General features: G+C 74.7%; 16 protein-coding genes. 4 read left to right on the forward strand and 12 right to left on the reverse strand.

What is annotated here, in order from left to right; genetic code table 11:
- Window positions 1-8 precede the first annotated feature (8 nt).
- Window positions 9-1787, reverse strand: coding sequence for a DUF4012 domain-containing protein (locus RM555_RS08210; RefSeq protein WP_311411157.1), 1779 nt, complete (start codon window positions 1785-1787; stop codon window positions 9-11).
- Between the two features lie 120 nt (window positions 1788-1907).
- Complete coding sequence (locus RM555_RS08215) at window positions 1908-3131, reverse strand: glycosyltransferase family 4 protein (protein ID WP_311411158.1); 1224 nt, start codon at window positions 3129-3131, stop codon at window positions 1908-1910.
- A gap of 162 nt (window positions 3132-3293) precedes the next feature.
- Here RM555_RS08215 and RM555_RS08220 point away from each other — a divergent pair, with 162 nt between their 5' ends.
- The gene (locus tag RM555_RS08220) at window positions 3294-3848 is read left to right on the forward strand and encodes an arsenate reductase/protein-tyrosine-phosphatase family protein (protein WP_311411159.1); all 555 of its coding nucleotides are present in this window, start codon (window positions 3294-3296) and stop codon (window positions 3846-3848) included.
- Here the strand turns inward: RM555_RS08220 and RM555_RS08225 are convergent.
- Entirely contained in the window at window positions 3829-5286 is a 1458-nt protein-coding gene (locus RM555_RS08225; protein ID WP_311411160.1) for a polysaccharide biosynthesis tyrosine autokinase, read from the reverse strand. The two genes, RM555_RS08220 and RM555_RS08225, sit on opposite strands and share 20 nt — an antisense overlap.
- Window positions 5287-5618: 332 nt before the next feature.
- On the opposite strand from RM555_RS08225, the gene nhaA reads away from it, so the two are divergent.
- The gene (nhaA, locus tag RM555_RS08230; RefSeq protein ID WP_311411161.1) at window positions 5619-6941 is read left to right on the forward strand and encodes a Na+/H+ antiporter NhaA; all 1323 of its coding nucleotides are present in this window, start codon (window positions 5619-5621) and stop codon (window positions 6939-6941) included.
- A 16-nt stretch (window positions 6942-6957) separates the two neighbouring features.
- Here nhaA and RM555_RS08235 read toward each other — a convergent pair whose 3' ends face one another.
- From RM555_RS08235 to RM555_RS08275, 9 genes are all read right to left on the reverse strand, one after another.
- Complete coding sequence (locus tag RM555_RS08235; protein WP_311411162.1) at window positions 6958-7248, reverse strand: hypothetical protein; 291 nt, start codon at window positions 7246-7248, stop codon at window positions 6958-6960.
- A complete protein-coding gene (locus tag RM555_RS08240) occupies window positions 7245-7607 on the reverse strand; it encodes a DUF1622 domain-containing protein (RefSeq protein WP_311411163.1) in 363 nt (120 codons plus the stop codon). The genes RM555_RS08235 and RM555_RS08240 overlap by 4 nt, the downstream gene beginning before the upstream one ends.
- A gap of 38 nt (window positions 7608-7645) precedes the next feature.
- Window positions 7646-8233: a TMEM165/GDT1 family protein gene (locus tag RM555_RS08245; RefSeq protein WP_101410337.1), complete on the reverse strand. Its 588-nt coding sequence runs from the start codon at window positions 8231-8233 to the stop codon at window positions 7646-7648.
- 249 nt (window positions 8234-8482) lie between these two features.
- Window positions 8483-9448, reverse strand: coding sequence for an L-histidine N(alpha)-methyltransferase (egtD, locus tag RM555_RS08250; protein WP_311411164.1), 966 nt, complete (start codon window positions 9446-9448; stop codon window positions 8483-8485).
- A gap of 45 nt (window positions 9449-9493) precedes the next feature.
- Window positions 9494-10240: an ergothioneine biosynthesis protein EgtC gene (egtC, locus tag RM555_RS08255; RefSeq protein WP_311411165.1), complete on the reverse strand. Its 747-nt coding sequence runs from the start codon at window positions 10238-10240 to the stop codon at window positions 9494-9496.
- Window positions 10241-10361: 121 nt separating this feature from the next.
- The gene (gene egtB / locus RM555_RS08260) at window positions 10362-11699 is read right to left on the reverse strand and encodes an ergothioneine biosynthesis protein EgtB (RefSeq protein ID WP_311411166.1); all 1338 of its coding nucleotides are present in this window, start codon (window positions 11697-11699) and stop codon (window positions 10362-10364) included.
- Window positions 11696-12928 carry an ergothioneine biosynthesis glutamate--cysteine ligase EgtA gene (gene egtA, locus RM555_RS08265; protein ID WP_311411167.1) on the reverse strand — a complete coding sequence of 411 codons (1233 nt, stop codon included), beginning with the start codon at window positions 12926-12928 and terminating at the stop codon, window positions 11696-11698. The genes egtB and egtA overlap by 4 nt, the downstream gene beginning before the upstream one ends.
- Before the next feature lie 206 nt (window positions 12929-13134).
- Window positions 13135-13908, reverse strand: a complete 774-nt coding sequence (locus RM555_RS08270; protein WP_311411168.1) for a hypothetical protein — start codon at window positions 13906-13908, stop codon at window positions 13135-13137.
- 16 nt (window positions 13909-13924) lie between these two features.
- Entirely contained in the window at window positions 13925-14554 is a 630-nt protein-coding gene (locus tag RM555_RS08275; protein WP_132234556.1) for an RNA polymerase sigma factor, read from the reverse strand.
- Window positions 14555-15102: 548 nt separating this feature from the next.
- On the opposite strand from RM555_RS08275, the gene RM555_RS08280 reads away from it, so the two are divergent.
- Together RM555_RS08280 and RM555_RS08285 are read left to right on the forward strand one after the other, a co-directional pair.
- Window positions 15103-16464, forward strand: coding sequence for a serine/threonine-protein kinase (locus RM555_RS08280; protein WP_311411169.1), 1362 nt, complete (start codon window positions 15103-15105; stop codon window positions 16462-16464).
- A 120-nt stretch (window positions 16465-16584) separates the two neighbouring features.
- Window positions 16585-17847: a nucleotide sugar dehydrogenase gene (locus RM555_RS08285; RefSeq protein ID WP_311411170.1), complete on the forward strand. Its 1263-nt coding sequence runs from the start codon at window positions 16585-16587 to the stop codon at window positions 17845-17847.
- Window positions 17848-17875 lie beyond the last annotated feature (28 nt).

Below are 17875 nucleotides of genomic sequence, written 5' to 3' on the forward strand. Positions count from 1 at the left end.
GTTCCCTCCTACTGATCACAGCTTGGTGCGGAAACAACTTGGGTGGTCCATGGGGTGGCGGTGGGGGTCAGCCACAGCTCGGCGGTACCGACGCCGGTGGTCGCCGTCAGGACGGTGACCTCCAACGTGCGGGAGCCCCCCGGGCCGACCTCGACGTTGGCGGTGCTCACCTGACGGCGCCGTTCGGTGCCGCTGCCCACCGCCGTCTCGACGCCGTCCAGACGGGCGGCGAGCACCGCCCCGCCGGCGGGACTGTGCACCGACACCAACGTGCGGACGGTGTACGGGTCACCGGCCAGACCGAGGCCGAGTACCGACTCGCTGAGGCCCGACTTCGGCGCCGACGAGCGCAGGGTGACCCGGAGTCGGAGTTCCCGGCGGCCGTCGGGCCGGCAGTCGCCGACCGCCAGGGTCGCCGCCGGCCGGAGGTAGTAGCCGAGCTTCGCGCCACTGCCGTCGTTGAGGAACACGCCGACCGTGGGCACGGTGTCCTTCTCCGGAAGCGCCCCGGCCAACCGGCTGTCGCCGATCTTCCGTTGCTCTTCGTGTCGGGCACTCCAGAACAATATCCGGCGTTCAGTGACAGCACGGTCAAATGAGGACAATAACGCCTTCGGGTCTACATTCTTCGTGACCAGCGCGTCGAACACGGCGGCGGCGGAGGCGGCGAAGAAGGCGTCCTGTTCCTCGTTGTCCATCCGCTGGTAGCTGTCGCTGAGCACCGTCTGCACGACCTTCTCGGCGGCCAGCGGGACACCCCCCGGCACCATCACCGGCCCGGTGGCCCGGAGCAGGTACGACAGCACCACCGGGTCGACGGCGAGCACCCCGTCCACGGTGGTGCCCGTACGCCGGCGGAACATCTCCCGGTAGAGGGCGGCGGCGGTCGGGAAGTGCGGGGTGAGGTTGACGTCGGCCGGATACATCCCGGGCAGGTCGGCCCAGAGGCTGCGCACCTCGGCGGGCACCTTCAGCGGCGGCTGGAACCGGCCCAGCGTGCTGCTGGTGCCCTGCCGCCCCATCCGGACGCGACCGTCGGCCGCGTGGATGACCGCGTACGCGCCGATCATCCCGCCGGTGGCGCGCAGCTCGGCGGGGTTCTGGGAGACCACCAGGTAGGTGCGGGGGCCGTCGGCGCCCAGCAGCCCCGGTAGCAGCCGGCTGGCCTCGTCCGCGGCGGCGGTCAGGCCGGCCAGCCGGTCGATCTCGCCCCGCAGGTCGCCGAGCGCCTGCCGGACCTGTCCGACCAGGCCCTCGGTGGGCACCGTCGCGAGGCTGTCCCGGGCGCCCTGCACCGTGGCGTTGACCCTGGCCAGCTCGGCCGACAGGGTCCGCAGCCGACCCACGTCCAGCCGCCCGCCCGCCGGCACCAGGCTGGTCAGGTCGGCGCGCAGCAACGGCGGGAACGCCTGCCGGGCCAGGTCGTCGATGGCCACCGAGATCTGCCGGACGGCCGCCAGGTTGTCCCCCGCGTACGGGGTGTGCCGACCGACCCACCAGCCGGGGTCACCGGTCGCCGCCCGGGCACTGCCGGACTGCTCCTGGAGCGCCGCGAGGGTGCGCTGCGCCCGGGCGGTGTCACCGCCGACCACCTGGGCGCTGAGCTCCCGGGCCAGACCGGCGGCGTTGAGCAGGTGGGCACGCGCCTGCCAGCCCCGGAAGCCCACCCAGCCACCGGTCAACAGCAGCAGCGAACCCACCACGAGGGCGGCGAGCAGGGCCCGGCGCAGCTGCCGCCGCCGGCGGGAACGACCACGCCGTCGACGCGGTCTCGCGCTCTCCGTCACACCACACGTCCTTCCTGGGGAACGGCGGGCGGACCCCGTTCCGCTGCCGCTCCACACTGCTAACGATCGTTTTCGCCCGAAGATGACGCGGTTGACCGGTATGCGAGCCCCGCTCGCCGTTCACCGGGCGCCGGGGCGCCCGGCGGCCGCCTCGTACAGCAGCCGTTCGATCCGGTCCACACCCGCCGACATCGACATCTCCCGCAGGTACGCCTCCCGGCCGCGCCGGCCCATGTCCGCCCGGGCGGGCGGCGGGATGGTGGCGGCCAGCCAGAACCGGTCGGCGAGGCTCGCCCAGTCCCCCGGCGGGCAGGAGAGCCCCGCCCGCGCCCGTTCCACCAGGTCTGCGGTGTCGCCGCCGGCGGAGGCCACCACGGGCACGGCGCAGGAGAACGCCGCCTGGAGCTTCGCCGGCAGGGTGCTGCGCAGCTCGGGCAGGTCCCGCAGCATGACGAGCTGGTAGTCGGCGGCGGCGTACAGGTCCGGCATGTCCGGCGGAGACCGCCGCTCGACGAAGCGCACGTTCTCGGCCCGCAGATCGGCGGCGAGCCCCCGCACCCGCCGCTCGTCCGCGCCCGAGCCCACCAGGACGAGGTCCACGGTGTGTTCCAGGGCAGCCGCCGCCCGTACCGCGGTCTCCAGGCCCTGCCGGGCGCCGATGGTGCCGGCGTGCATCACCACGCACCGCTCGTCGCGCCGGACCAGCCGGTGAGCCGCGCGGCTGGGCCGGGCGGGGTGGAAGATCCGCTCGTCGGTCCAGTTGAGCACCACCCGCACCCGGGCCGGGTCCACGCCCGCCGCGACGACCCGGTCGCGCAGCGACGGCGCGGCGACCGCGATCCCGTCCGCGGCCCGGTAGACCCGCGCCATCGCGGCGGCGATCCGCCCGGCCCACCGCCCGTTCTCGGCCCCGACCGGCTCGTCCTCCGCCCACACGTCCTGCACGTGCACGACGGTCGGCACCCGGCCCAGCAGGCGGAGCAGGCCCGCCGCGGCGAAGGCGTTCGCCGGCGGCAGGTGGACGTAGAGGGCGTCGACGTCGGCCAGGAACCACCGCCCGGTCACCGTCGCGCTGCCGGCGAACGACAGGTGGCCGGCCATCCGGCCGCGAAGGGACCCGTCCCCGGCGGAGTAGCGCGGGACCCGCCGTACCGTCAGCCGCTCGCTGTGGGTCTCGTACCGCCAGCGCTGCCGCCAGCCCGGGTAGACGTGGCCGCCGGGATAGTCCGGGAAGCCGGTCAGCACCTTCACCTCGTGCCCCCGGACGGCGAGTTCCTCGGCGAGACTGCCCGGGATGAACGCCGGCTCGGGCGGGAAGTGGTAGGACAGGATCCCGATTCTCACCGACCCACCTCCGTCCGGCCGGGACTCCTCGGCGCGGCACCGTGCCGTGGAGTCGTCCGGCCCGCGTACGATGCGGACATCCCCTCCACGTCCGGCCGGCTCCGACGGCCGGCGGCCGGCGCGGCGCCACCGCCCGCGACGGCACCGACGAGAGGGGTCCGCATGGTCGACCGGGTGTTGTTCGTCTGCCACGCCAACCTGTGCCGGTCACCGATGGCCGAGTACATCGCCCGTCGCCTGCTGGCCGGGCGCGCGGTGACGGTCGCCAGCGCCGGCACGGACGCCGTCGACGACCTGCCGATGCACCCGCACGCGGCGGACCTGGCGGCCGAGACCGGCGGGGATCCCACCGACTTCCGCAGCCGGCGGCTGCGCCCGGAGCACCTGGCCGGGGCGACGCTGGTGCTCACGGCCACGCGCCGCCAGCGCTCGGTGTGCACCGCCCTCGCGCCGGCCGCGCTGCACCGGACGTTCACCCTCCGCCAGTTCGGCCGGCTGGCCTCGGCCGCCGACCCGACGACGGATCCGGCCGACGGTCCCCTGCGGGCGGCGGTCGAGGCGGCCGCCCGCGCCCGGGGGCGGCTGCAACCCGCCACCGGGGACGCGGACGACCTGCGGGACCCGATCGGCGGCACCGCCGCCGACTTCCGACGCTGCGCGGAGGAGATCGAACGGTCGATGCGACCCCTCGCGGCGCTCATCGCGACAGCCGGGTGAGTTCCTGCGTACGGTCGCTGACGACGCCGTCGACCCGCTCCGCGTGCCGGGCGGACGGAGCCGCGTCGGCCGGCACCTCCGGAGTCGCGGCGGCGACCACCCGGTAGGCCTCGTACTGGTACGCCTCCGCCTTTGCCACCTTCGCCATGTTCAGCACGCAGCCGAGCAGCCGGACGGAGACCGAGTTCAGGGCACGGGCGGCCTGCGCCACCTGGCTACGGGAGGTGCGGCCCTGCTGGGAGACCAGGAGCGCGCCGTCGGCCTGCACGGCCACCACCACGCCGTCCGTCACGGCCAGCAGCGGGGCCGTGTCGATGATGACGATGTCGGCGGACTCCCGCAGGGCGAGCAGCAGGTCCGCCATCGCCTTGGAGCCGAGCAGCTCGCTGGGGTTGGGCGGCGCCGAGCCGCTCGGGAGCACCAGCAGGGACTTGTCGCCCCAGCGCTGCACCACGTCGCCGACCTGGACGTCGCCGACCAGCACGTCGGTCAGCCCGATGCCCGCGTCGAGCCCCAGGTAGTCGGCGACCTTCGGGCGGCGCAGGTCGGCGTCGACCAGCAGCACCCGCCAGCCGGCCTCGGCCAGGGCGATCGCCAGGTTGCAGGAGAGCGTGGTCTTGCCCTCGCCCTGCAGGGCGCTGGTGACCGCGATGACGCGGGCGGGCTCGTGCACGTCGACGAAGCGCAGGTTGGTGCGCAGCTTGCGCACCGCCTCGGCCCGGGCGGAGTTGGCCGCCGCGCCGACGATCAACGGCTCCGACTTCGCGGTGCTCTCGAAGGGGATCTCGCCGAGCAGTGGGCTGCCGGTGGTGCGCCGGAGGCCGGCGGCGTCGCGCAGGCGGACGTCGGCGACCCCGCGCAGGATCGCCAGGCCCACGCCGGCGAGCAGGCCGAGCAGCGTACCGACGGCGAAGTTGCGGACCGGCTGCGGCGAGACGGGCGTCGGGGTGACCCGGGGCCCGCTGACGACCTCGATCCTGATCGGGCCGGCCTTGCCGTCCTGGGTCGTCTCCACCTTCTGCACCAGCTGGACGAACTGCGCGGAGAGCACCTCGGTGACCTTCAGGGCCCGGTTCTGGTCCGTGTCGGTCACCGACGCGCGCAGCAGCACGGTGCCGGTCTCGGTGGAGGTGCTGACCCGGCGCTGGACCTCCTCGGCGGTGAGCCCGACCGGAGCCTCGGCGACGACGCTCTGCGCGAGGCGGTCGCTGGTCAGCAGTTCCGCGTAGGACTTGACCCGCTGCTGGAGGAAGAGGCCGCCCTGGTAGGCGTCGGTGACGCCCTGGCTGGGCGTGGTGACGAAGAAGGTCACCGACGCGACGTAGCGGGGCTGCGCCCGGACGGTGACGAGGGCGGTGACGCCGAGCGCGACCATGACGGTGAGGAGCACGATCCACCAGTGCCGGCGCACGAGGCGGAGTTGGCGGTACAGGTCCATCAGGCGCGCCTCCGTACCAGGCCGGTAACGCCAAAGAACTTCACGAAAACCCCCAAGGTCGACTTAATCTCGTGAAACCATTAAAGCGACTCATACGCCTTATGTCCCGAGTTACGTATTTTCACCCCTTGACATCGGCGCCCGACCCACCACCGGACAAACGGGCGGACGGCGTCCCGGGTGGCGGGGAGAAGGCGACCGGACGTGACGGCGCCGGCAACCGCCCCTCCCGGCTCGCCGGTCGCCGCAGCGCTGGGTAGGGTCGACATCGGTGTGCCGGGAAGCCTGGTCGGCGTCGACCCCTGCTGCCCGAGACAAGGTGGATCCCGCGCATGACCGACCGCGCCCCGCACGCCGAGCGCCCCCGCCCGCCCCGCCGGTTCTTCTCGCGTACGTCCTGGCCGGAGGCCCGGTTCCTGGCCGACGTGCTGCGGACCGAGACCGTCGGCGGCGGCCTCCTGCTACTCGGCGCGGTGGTCGCGCTGGTCTGGGCCAACTCGCCCTGGGGGTCCTCCTACGCCGCCCTCGGCGCGTGGGTGCCCTGGTCGGACGGGGCGGCCCTGCACCTGGACCTGAACCTCGCCGCCTGGGCCGCCGACGGCCTCCTGGCGATCTTCTTCTTCGTCGTCGGGCTGGAACTCAAGCGCGAGTTCGTCGCGGGCGACCTGCGCGACCCTCGCCGGGCGGCGCTGCCCGTGATCGCGGCGGTCGGCGGCATGGCGGCGCCCGCCCTGATCTACCTCGCGGTCAACCTCGCCGCCGGCGGGGACGGGCTGCGGGGGTGGGCCATCCCCACCGCGACGGACATCGCCTTCGCCCTCGCCGTCCTCGCGGTCATCGGCTCGCACCTGCCGCAGGGCCTGCGCGCCTTCCTGTTGACCCTGGCGGTGGTCGACGACCTGCTCGCCATCACCATCATCGCGATCTTCTACACCGCCGACTTCAGCCCGCTGCCGCTGCTCGCGTCCCTGGTCCCCATCGCCCTCTTCGGCCTGCTCGTGCAGCGGCGCAAGACGTGGTGGTGGGCGCTGATCCCGTTGGCGGCCACCGCGTGGGTCCTCATGCACGCCTCCGGGGTGCACGCCACCGTGGCGGGCGTCCTGCTGGGTTTCACCGTGCCCGTCCTGCGGGGGAAGGCCGGCGACGCGCACGGGCTCGCCGAGCACCTGGAGCACCGCTGGCGCCCCATCTCGGCCGGTTTCGCCGTGCCGATCTTCGCGTTCTTCGCGGCCGGGGTGTCGCTGCGGGGCGCCGACCTGGGGGCCATCGTCACCGACCCGATCGTGATCGGCGTCGTCGCCGGTCTGGTGCTCGGCAAGGTCGTCGGGATCTTCGGCTCGACGTTCCTGCTCGCCCGGTTCACCCGCGCCCAGCTCGACGAGGACATCACCTGGACGGACCTGCTCGGCGTGGCGCTGCTCGCCGGGATCGGGTTCACCGTCTCCCTGCTGATCGGCGAACTCGCGTTCGGCCCCGACAGCGCCGCCGCCGGCAACGTCAAGGCGGCCGTGCTGACCGGCTCGGTGATCTCCGCGTTGCTCGCCACGGCCGTGCTGGTGCGGCGCAACGCCGCCTACCGGCGGATCGCGGCGGCGGAGCGGGTGGACGCCGACCGCGACGGCGTGCCGGACGTCTACCAGCGCGGACAGGGCTGAGCCGGCCCGGCGTCGTTCATCCGGCCCCGTCCGGCGCCGGCGCGGGCGGATGTCGGACCCGCCCCGGCGGTCCGGCCGGACCGTTGGCGGTGAGCGCGGCCCAGAGCAGCCGGCGCAGCAGGACGATCGCCGCCGCCGCGGCCAGGGCCGTCCAGCCCTGGCCGCCGGCCAGCCGCAGCAGCCCGGCGGCGGTCAGCAGGTCCAGCAGCACCCGCATCGCGCACCGCCAGGAGCCCGTGCCGAGCAGCACCGCCAGCCCGGCCAGGGCGGCGAGGGCGGTGGTGGCGGTGACCAGGGCACGGGTCACCGGACGCGCTCCGGCTCCCGGACCTGCCGCTGCTCCTGGCGGATCTCCCGGCCCAGGAAGTAGTTCAGCGCGGTCCGGATCGCGGCGATGGCCGCCAGCTGGCCGATCTGGGCGAAGGTCGGCGAGACCGCCGTACGCAGGATGTCCGCCGCGAGCTGGAACTCCAGCCCGAGGGTGAGGAACCGCCCCAGGGAGAGCCGGATCGGGGTGAACACGGCAGCGCTGCGGTGCCGCAGTCCCTCGACCACGAACCGCAGCGCCGCCCACGCCGCCCCGACGAAGATGACCACCGCCCCGGCGACCTCCACCGCCGTGACCAGGCCCTGGTAGCCGTGGCGCAGGATCTCCTCGACGCCCATCCGCTGCCGTTACCCGGCCAGCACGGCGGTAGTCGGCGTCAGGTGAGCTGCGTGACGGCCTCCAGGATCAGCCAGAGCCCGCAGATCGCGAAGAGCACCGCGGCGCCGTACTTGATGGTCTTCTCGGGCAGCCGCCGGCCGAGCATCCGCCCGACGAGGATGGCGAGCGCGTCCGCCGCCACCATGCCGATCGTCGAGCCGAGCCAGGTGCCGAACCAGCCGTACTGGGTGGCGAGGGTGATGGTGGCGAGCATGGTCTTGTCGCCCAGCTCAGCCAGGAAGAACGCGACCGACACCGCGACGATGGCGGACTTGCTGCTCTTCTCGGCCTTGCGCTTCTCCTCCTCGGTGAGCGAGTCACCGCGCAGGGTCCACGCGCCGAACCCGAGGAACGCCAGGCCCGCGACGAGCGAGATCCACTCCGTCGGCAGCGCGGCGCCGAGCCCGTAGCCGATCGCCACCGAGGCCAGGTGCACCACGGCGGTGGCGACGGTGATCCCGATCAGGACCGGCACGGTCTTGAAGCGGGTGGCGAAGGTCAGGGCCATCAGCTGGGACTTGTCCCCCAGCTCGGCGACGAAGATGACGCCGAAGCTGACGACCAGCGCGACGAGGAAACCTTCCATGACATCCTTCCGGATCATGCCGGGAGGAGGTACGGGGGCGCCCTCGACCCGGCTGCAACAGCCTGGGTCGAAGGTCTCGCCCGCCTCGGATGACGAGGCCGCGTGGCCGGATGCGGAACGCACCAGTGTGTCGACCACGACATTGGGGGCTACTCCCCTTCGCGTCGCCCAGCCTAGCCGATCACCGATCGGGCCGGCTCCGGCGGGTGAAGATGCTCACCCGCCGGTCACCTCGCGCGGCCCCACCGGTCACTCGGCGCGGGCCAGGGTGACGCCGAAGAGGCCGGCCGGATCGGTCCAGAAGTCGTGGGCGGCGAAGCGGGCCGCGCCCAGCTCGGCGGCGATCCCCTCGGGCCGGAACTTCGCCGACACCTCCGTGCGCAGCTCCTCGCCCTCGGCGAAGGTGACCGTCAGGTCCAGCACCCGTACGCGCATCGGCCGCCGCGCCCGCAGCCGCATCTCGATCCACTCCCGCTCGGCGTCCCAGAGCGCGACGTGGGCGAACCCCGCCGGATCGAAGTCGGCGCCCAGCTCCCGGTTGACCACCCGCAGCACGTTGCGGTTGAACTCGGCGGTGACCCCGGCCGCGTCGTCGTACGCCGGCACGACCACCGCCGGGTCCTTGACCAGGTCGGTGCCGATCAGCAGCCAGTCCCCCGGCTCCAGCGCGGCCCGCATCGCGGCGAGGAACCGCGCCCGCTCGACCGGCAGGAGGTTGCCGATCGTGCCGCCCAGGAAGAGCACCAGTCGGCGCCCACCGGTCGGCAGGCGGTCCAGGTGGCGGGTGAAGTCCCCCACGATGCCGCGCACCCGCAGCCCGGGGTAGTCGGCGGCGATCTCGGCGGTGGACTGCCGCAGCGCGCTGACCGACACGTCCAGCGGCACGAACGTGCCGAGCCCGCCCCGGCGGGTGAACGCGTCCAGCAGCAGCCGGGTCTTCTCCGACGAGCCCGAACCGAGCTCGATCAGCGTCTTCGCCCCGGTCAGCTCGGCGATCGTGGCCGCCCGTTCGGCCAGCACCGCGCGCTCGGCCCGGGTCGGGTAGTACTCCGGCAGGCGGGTGATCTCCTCGAACAGCTCGCTGCCGCGGGCGTCGTAGAACCACTTGGGGGGCAGCCACTTCTCCTCGGCCGTCAGGCCGGTGCGGACGTCCTCCCGCAGGCTGCGGCCCAGGTCCTGCTCCTCCAGGTGGATCTCCAGCGGCTCCGCGCTCATGTCATCCCCTTCGTCGTCGGGTGGAACGTCCCTGTCGGCCGGCGGTCAGACCTCGGCGAGGGCGCGGACGCGTACCTGCGTCGCGGTGGCCTCCACCAGTTGCCCCTCCGGCACCGCCTGCCAGCCGGGGTCGTCGTCGTGCGGCTCGGACGCCAGCAGCACCGAGGCCGGCGTCGCGCGGATCGACAGCGCGTGCCCGGCCACGCTGGCCACCACGGTGCGCCCGTCGGTGAGCAGCAGGTTCAGCCGGGACCCGGGCGCGGCCCCGGACACCGCCGTCACGGTCTCGGCGACCGCGCGCGCCGGCTTCACCCCGGCCCGCAGCCGGTGCCGCACCAGCGCCCACACCAGCGCCGAGTCGGTAGCCGCGTCGAGGGTGAGCAGGTCGCGTACGGGCAGGGTGGCGGCGAGCGGGACCATCGAGTCGGGCCAGCCCCGCACCACCCCGTTGTGGCTGAACAGCCACCGCCCCTCGGCGAACGGGGCGGCGGCCCCGTCGAGGACCGCCATGCCCACCGTGGCGGAGCGGACGGCGGCCAGCACCGCGCCGGCCGAGGTGACCTGCGCGAGCTGGGCGATGGTCGGGTCGCTCCAGATGGGCTGCGACCGCCGGTAGCGCACCGGCTCACCGTCGCCCGGGTACCAGCCGACGCCGAAGCCGTCGGCGTTGATCGTCCCGCCGCCGCGCATGTCGCGCGGCGCCCAGGACTGCCGCACGAGCGAGTACGGCGGGTCGAACAGCAGTTCCCGCAGGGTGACCGGCGGCCCCAGGTAGGCCAGGTGACGGCACATCAGGCGGCACCGCCCGGCCCGGAGGGGCGGCCCGGGCGCCGGCCGCCGGTGTCGTCTGCCCCCGGGGGCCGCCCCCCGGGCAGGGTCCCCGGTCCGGCCCGGCCGTCCGATGGCCCCGTTCTCACGGCTGCGACTCCTCCGGCCGGGCGTCCCGGGCGCAGCGGAACCCGCTGAAGATCTGCCGCCGGATCGGGAAGTCCCAGTTGCGGAAGGTGCCCCGGCAGGCGGCCCGGTCGGTGCCGAACGACCCGCCGCGCAGCACCCGGTGGTCGTCGCCGAAGAAGACCTCCGAGTATTCGCGGTAGGGGAACGCGGTGAAGCCGGGATGCCCCCGGAACGGCGTGGAGGTCCACTCCCACACGTCGCCGATGAGCTGGTGCACGCCCAACGGCGAGGCGCCGGCCGGGTAGGCGCCCACCGGGGCGGGCCACAGGTGCCGCTGGCCCAGGTTGGCGTGCTCGGCGGTGGGGTCGTCGTCACCCCAGGGGTAGCGGCGGGAGCGGCCGGTGGCGGGGTCCCAGCGGGCCGCCTTCTCCCACTCCGCCTCGGTCGGCAGCCGCTTGCCGGCCCAGGCCGCGTAGGCCCGCGCCTCGTGGTGGCAGACGTGCACCACCGGCTCGTCGTCGCGGACCGGCGCCCACCGCCCGAACCGCCGGTAGGCCCAGCCGTCGCCGTCGCGGCGCCAGTGCATCGGCGCGACCAGCTCCGCCTCCCGGCGGTGCCGCCAGCCGGCCGGGCTCCACCAGCGCGGGTCGTCGTAGCCGCCGTCGGCGATGAACTCGCGGTAGCGCCCGTTGGTCACCGGCGCGGCGTCGATGGCGTACGCCGGCAGGTGGACCCGGTGGGCGGGTCGCTCGTTGTCCAGCGCCCACGGGTCGGTGTCGGTGCCCATGGTGAACTCGCCTGCCGGCACCAGCACCTCGGCGTCGACCCGGACCGTCGGTTCCGGCGGCGGCGGGGCGTGCAGCACCGCCGGGCCGGCGCGCAGCTGGTGGGTGGCGAGCATCGTCTCGTCGTGCTGCTGCTCGTGCTGCACGATCATGCCGAAGGCGAACCCGTCGGCGACCAGCGGGCGCTCGGTGAACGCGACCCGGTCCAGCAGGTCGAGCACCTTGTCCCGGACGGTGAGCAGGTAGGCGCGGGCCTCCTGCGGGGGCAGCAGCGGCAGCGCCGGCCGGTCCCGGCGGGGCTGCTTGAACGCGTCGTAAAGGTCGTCGATGTCCCGCCGGACGGGCTCGCGCCCGCCCACGTCCCGGACCAGCCAGAGTTCCTCCTGGTTGCCCACGTGGGCGAGGTCCCAGACCAGCGGGGACATCAGCGGCGAGTGCTGCCGCGTCAGGTCGTCCTCGTCGACCGCCTCGGTCAGCAGTGCGGTGCGGGCGCGGGTGCGTTCGAGTTCCGCCGCGATCCGGCTGCGCAACTGCTCCGGGCCCGCCGGGCGCGTGGTCGTTCCGGTCACCGGTGACTCCTCCCCGCGGCGTCGCGTCGCCGCCGTACGCCTCGGTCGATGTCGTCGTGCAGGGCCGCCGGCAATTCGAGCCGGGGCAGGGCCGCGCGGGCCAGGTCGAACAGATCCGCCGCCGCGGCGGCCAGCGCCGGATCGCGCAGGCCGTGGCGGGCGGCGGCGTGCCAGCGGTGCGCCACCGGCTCGGCGACGGCCCGGGCCGCGTGGACCGTGCCCGGGTCGGCGAGCAGGACGGCCAGCACCGCGAGCGGGAGCACCCAGCCCCGGCCGGGCTGCGTGTCGAGGTAGCGCAGCTCCAGGTAGCCCCGGGGCCGCACCGGCGGGAAGAGGGTGCTCACGTGGTAGTCGAGGTCGTCGGTGGTGGGCGGCCGGGGCAGCGCCCCGTCGACCCAGTCGGCGAACGTGATGCCCGGCGGCGGCGTCCAGTCCGGGCCGTCGCCGCGCACGCAGAGCAGTGGCGCGGCGAGGACGTAACTGGTCCAGGCCGTGACCGGGTCGGTGTCGGTCCCCGGCGTCCACACCGGACGGGTGCGGGCCGGGTCGATGCCGTACCAGGCGGCCATCCGGGCGGACGCCCAGCCGGTGCTGCGCCCGGCGTGCCGGTCGGCCGTGGCGAACGCGGCCAGCAGGGGCGGCCCGAGCGCGTGCACCGCCGCCCAGCGCTCCGGCAGGTGTTCCGGCTCCCCGGCGTCCAGGCAGACCTGGAGACCGGCGGTGCTGTACATCATCGTCCGACCGGCCGGGCCGCGCCGGTCGAAGACGTGGCGCATGGCGCGGTAGCGGGGGCCCTCGACCACCGGGCGGGGCGGGCGGTGCGGGTCTATGCCGCTGCGCCCGAGGACCAGCCCGGCGGCGTCGAGCAGGCCGTTCAGCACGGCGATGTCGCCGTCGGTGGCGTGGATCAGGGTGGCGAGCGAGGAACGTGGCGCGGTGGAGATCTCCAACTGCCCGCCGGGCTCCACGGTCACGGTGCCACCGTGCGGGAGCGGTGCGGCGGGGCTCGCGCGGTCGAGGGTGCGGGGGCTGTGTCGCCCCAGGGCCGCCCGGAGCCGCTCGCCGTCGACCGGGCGGGCGGGGTCGGCGGCGTCGTGCACGGTCCATTCGAGTTCGACGCCGGTGTGGGTCGGTGGGCCGGTCTTGAAGCAGATGCGCGCGAGGTGGCCCTCGGCGGCGGCGGACTCCCGCAGGACGGTGGTCCGGTCGAGCTCCGGCGACGTCACCACGGCATGGGCCCCCTTCCCGGCCGACTTCCGTTCGGTGTCACCGTAACGCCACCCACCGTCATCGGCGCGGGCGTCGGTGGCCCCACGCACTCCTGTCTAGCAGACGAATTCCGCCCGGCCGGCCGGAACGTGCAGCGCAAACGGGCTCTCCCGGCCCGTCACGACGGGCCGGGAGAATCAGCGGGCGGGACCGACCGCGAGGGGCGTCAGTCGGTCGGGGCCGGGGCCGGGGTTGGAGTCGGGGTCGGGCTCGACCCCTTCTTCGGGGGCCTGTCGGGCGACTCCGTCGCCGCCACGTCGGGCAGCAGTTCCCCGCAGAAGCCGTCGACCTGCTCCCGCCCGCCCGCCGCGGTCACCAGGCGCGCGAACGAGGGGGTGTCCAGGGCCTTCTCCCGCTGCGCCGGCTTCTTGGCCAGGTACGCCCGGCAGAGTCCGCGCAGTTGTTCGGCGTGCGGCCGGGGCGACCCCGGCGCGTCGCCGGCGGTGCTGCCGGGGGCGGGTGCGCCCGAGGTCGGGGCGGCGGAGGGGCGGGGTGGGGTGCCGGTGGGGCGGCCACCGGTGTCGCCGGTCGATCCGTCCCGGTGCGGGCCCGTGGTGGCCGGCGCCGGGGTCGGGGTGGCGGGGCGGGGTGGCGGGGCCGGCTCGTCGGCCCGGTCCAGCGTGACGGCGGCGAAGGCGGCGCCCGCGGTCGCGGTGACCGCGATCCCCGCGCCCCAGGCCATGGCGCCGGCGGTGAACCGGCGTCGGCGTGGCGACGGGACGGCTCCGGCGGCGGGGCCGGCCGCACGCGCCGCCCGGAAGGCCGCCAGGGCGTCCTCCTCCCCGGCCAGTTCGCCGGGGCGGGCGGGAGCGGCGGCGGCGGAGAGCAGCCGGGCGAGCGGCTCGGCGTCCGGCGTACGGGAGGCATCCGCGCGGGCGGCGTCGAGGAGCCGGTCGGACGCGCCGCGGTCGGCGGGCCGCTCGGTCCGGCGAAAGAACATCCTGGATCCCCTCACGTCAACCGTCCGCCGGTTCGGCGTGCGACGCCTGCCGCCGGCCGGTGCGCGGTCGGGGCGCCGCGGCGGCCTCGGGGGCGGCCGGCGACCGGCTCGGGTCGTAGCGTTCCATCAGGACGGCGAGCCGGCGCAGTCCCCGGTGGGCGGCGGTGCGTACGGCACCGGCCCGACGGCCGAGTACCCGCCCGGCGGTCTCGGCGTCCAGTCCGACGACGGCGCGCAGCAGGACGGCCTCGGCCTCGCGGGGCGGCAGGGTGGCGATCAGCGCGAGCGCCGCCTCGGTGCCGATCGTCTCGCCGGCCCGTTCGGCCGTGTCGGCGTCGCCGGCCAGTTCGGCGAGCGCCTGCACGGGCACGGGCAGCGAGGGACGACGGCGCTGCCGGCGCAGGTGGTCCATGGCCCGGTTGCGGGCGATGGTGACGGTCCAGGCCCGGAACTCGCCACCGGTGAAGCTGGGCAGGTCGCGGGAGACCTGCAACCAGGTCTCCGAGGCGACGTCCTCGGCGTCCGCGCCGACCAGGGCGGTCAGGTATCGGAGCAGGCCGGGCTGGAGGCTGCGGTAGAGGAAGCGGAAGGCGTCCTCGTCGCCGGCCTGCGCCGCCACGACGGCCTCGTTCAGCTCACCGGCCATGTGGTCGCCGCTCACGTCCCGTGGACACGCGCAGGCGGCGCACGCCCACGTGGGCGTGCGCGAGGCAAGCACGGTCCGGCAAACGGACCTGATCCCGCACCCTCAGCCCCCCGCTGACCTGATCACGCCCGGGACCGCGTCGCCCGGACGGTACGTCTGGACTCCTGCCGTGGCGGCACGGCCGGTGGCGCAGGTGCCGCGGCGACGCCGTGGGGCGGGCCCGAGTCGGGCTAACGCTAGGAGCGCCGAGTCGATCAGGCAAGCCCGCCCCGGTGGGCAGAAGAGTGAGAATTATCTAGCCGTTCGGCCGGCCCGTCGCCGTAACGGCGCGGCGGCCCGGGACGCTGCGGGCCGCCGGCGGGCGCGGACGGCGGCGCATTCGACCAGCCCACGGCGGACATGGGGGGAATGTCGTCACACACGGTCCACGGACGCTCACAGCGTATCCGAGGCGGGTCCGGTCCCGCCGCCCCCGCCGCGCGGGTGGCGCGGGTCGGCCCGACGGCACGCGGCGCGCCGATCCCCGCCGGCCTGGGTACGGTAATGCTGTGTTGTCATCGGAGGTCGTACTCAGCGGTCGCTACCGCCTGGACGAGCGTGTCGCCACGGGCGGCATGGGCGACGTCTGGCGGGGCAAGGACCTCGTCCTCGGCCGACAGGTCGCGGTCAAGGTCCTGCTGCCGGCGCTGGTCTCCGACCCCGACTTCATCGCCCGCTTCCGTGCCGAGGCCCGGATCATGGCCGCCCTGCGCCACCCGGGCATCGTCCAGGTCTTCGACAGCGGCGAGGACGACCTGCCCGACGGCGGGCGGGCCGACTACCTGGTCATGGAGTTCGTGACCGGCCAGCCGCTGTCCAAGCGGATCGAGGCCGTCGGGCGTCTCGACGTGGCCGAGACGATGGCGATCGTGGCGCAGGTCGCGCAGGCGCTGCATGCCGCGCACCTCGGCGGGATCGTGCACCGCGACGTCAAGCCGAGCAACCTGCTGGTGCAGGAGGACGGCAGTGTCGTGCTGGTCGACTTCGGCGTCGCCCGGTCGACCAACATCACCAGCATCACCAGCACGAACGCCGTGCCGGGCACCGCGCTCTACATGGCGCCGGAGCAGGCCGCCGGGCGGCCGGTCTCCGGCGCGACCGACATCTACGCCCTCGGTGCGGTGACGTACTGCTGCCTGAGCGGCAGCCCGCCGTTCACCGGCGACAACCCGCTGCAGGTCGCCGTGCGCCACCTCGACGACGAGCCGCCGGAGTTGCCGCACGACATTCCGGAGGCGGTCCGCGCGCTGGTCTCCCGCGCCCTGGCCAAGGATCCGGCCGACCGGTTCAGCAGCGCGGCGGCGATGGCGGAGGCCGCCCGCGCCGCCGTGTCCGACCCCTCCGCGCCGACCGCCATGGTGCCCGCCGCCGCGGCGGCGGGCGGCGTCGACCCGGGCACCCGCACCGACGTGCCGGTCGCCGCGACCGCCGCCCGCCGGAGGCGACGGGGCACCCTGGTCGGCGCGGCCACGGCGGTGCTGGTGGCGCTGGCCGGCCTCGGCGCGGCGCTCGGCGCGTCGCGCGAGGCCGACGCGCCGGCGGTCAAGGTTCCACAGGCGACCACCCCGGCCGCGGAGCCGAGCGGCGGCGCCGAGGCGCCCGTGAAGCAGGAGGACGCCCCCGTGGACCCCGGTCGGCCGTTCCGGCCCACCGGCTCCACCGCCAGCCCTTCGCCGTCGGCCACCGCGCCACCCGTCTCGCCCCAGCCGAGCGGGTCGGCGGCTCCGGAATCGCCGGATCCCACCAAGACCGACGATCCGCCGGCGGCGACGCCCACCACCAGCACCGCCCCGACGCAGACCACGCCGCCGACGGAGCCGACCCCGACCCAGACCACCCCGGTCGAGCCGGCCAATCCGCCGGCGGTCTGAGCGCCGGCCGACGCTGCGGCAACCCCACTGGCACCGATAACCTCAAACCGGACTTACGGGCACAGAAATCCATCTAGGCTCCCCAGCAGGCACTTTCCGCCCTCTGCCTCAGGAGCCCGGGTGAGCGTTGAGAAGTTGGTTGTCATCGGCCAGGGGTACGTCGGCCTGCCGCTGGCCATGCGAGCCGTCGAGGCCGGCCTGGACGTGGTCGGCCTCGACGTCGACTCCGACCGGGTCAAGCGGCTCGCGTCGGGCGAGTCGTTCGTCGAGGACATCCCCGCCGACCGGCTGGGCCGCGCGCTGGGCAGCGGCCGGTACCGGCCGAGCACGGCGTACACCGACGCCGAAGGCTTCGACATCTGCGTGATCACGGTGCCCACGCCGCTGCGCGACGGCACGCCCGACCTCAGCTTCGTGGAGCAGGCCGGCGTCGGCATCGGCCCGTACGTGCGGCCGGGCTGCACGGTGATCCTGGAGTCCACCACCTATCCCGGCACCACGGAGGAGCTGCTGCGCCCGCTGCTGGAGTCGGCCAGCGGGCTGCGCAGCCCGGGCGACTTCCACCTGGGTTACAGCCCGGAGCGGATCGACCCGGGCAACCCGACCTGGCGCCTGGAGAACACCCCGAAGGTGGTCTCCGGGATGGACGCGGTCGCGCTCGCCCGGGTGGACGGGTTCTACCGCCGGCTCGTGGAACGGACCGTGCCGGTGGACTCCACCCGGGTGGCGGAGCTGACCAAGCTGATCGAGAACACGTTCCGCCAGGTGAACATCGCCCTGATCAACGAGCTGACGATGCTCTCCCACCACCTCGACATCGACGTCTGGCAGGCGATCGAGGCGGCGGAGAGCAAGCCGTTCGGCTTCATGCCGTTCCGGCCCGGCCCGGGGGTCGGCGGGCACTGCCTGCCGATCGACCCGTGCTACCTGTCCTGGCAGGTCAAGCGGCGTCTCGGGCGGCAGTTCCGGTTCATCGAGCTGGCCAACGACGTCAACCACGAGATGCCCGAGCACGTGGCCCGACGGGTCATGAACGGGCTGAACCGGGCCGGTCGCGCCGTCAGCGGGGCCCGGCTGCTGCTGCTCGGGCTGGCGTACAAGAAGAACACCGGCGACATGCGGGACTCCCCCGCCGTCGACGTGGCCCGGCGCCTGCAGGCTCTCGGCGCGGACGTCCGGGCGGTGGAGCCGTACGCGGAGCCGCACCAGATCCCGGGCGGCGTGCTCGTGGTGGAGCTGACGGAGCGGGAGGTCCGGGCGGCGGACGCGGTGGTGGTGGTCACCGACCACGACGACTTCGACTACGACCTGGTTGCCCGGCACGCCCGGTACGTCTTCGACACCCGCAACCGGTGTGCCGGCCCGGTGGTGGAACGCCTGTAGACCCGGCACCGCTGGCCGGTCCCGGCAC

This window comes from Micromonospora reichwaldensis, assembly GCF_031845925.1.
Lineage (GTDB): Bacteria > Actinomycetota > Actinomycetes > Mycobacteriales > Micromonosporaceae > Micromonospora > Micromonospora reichwaldensis.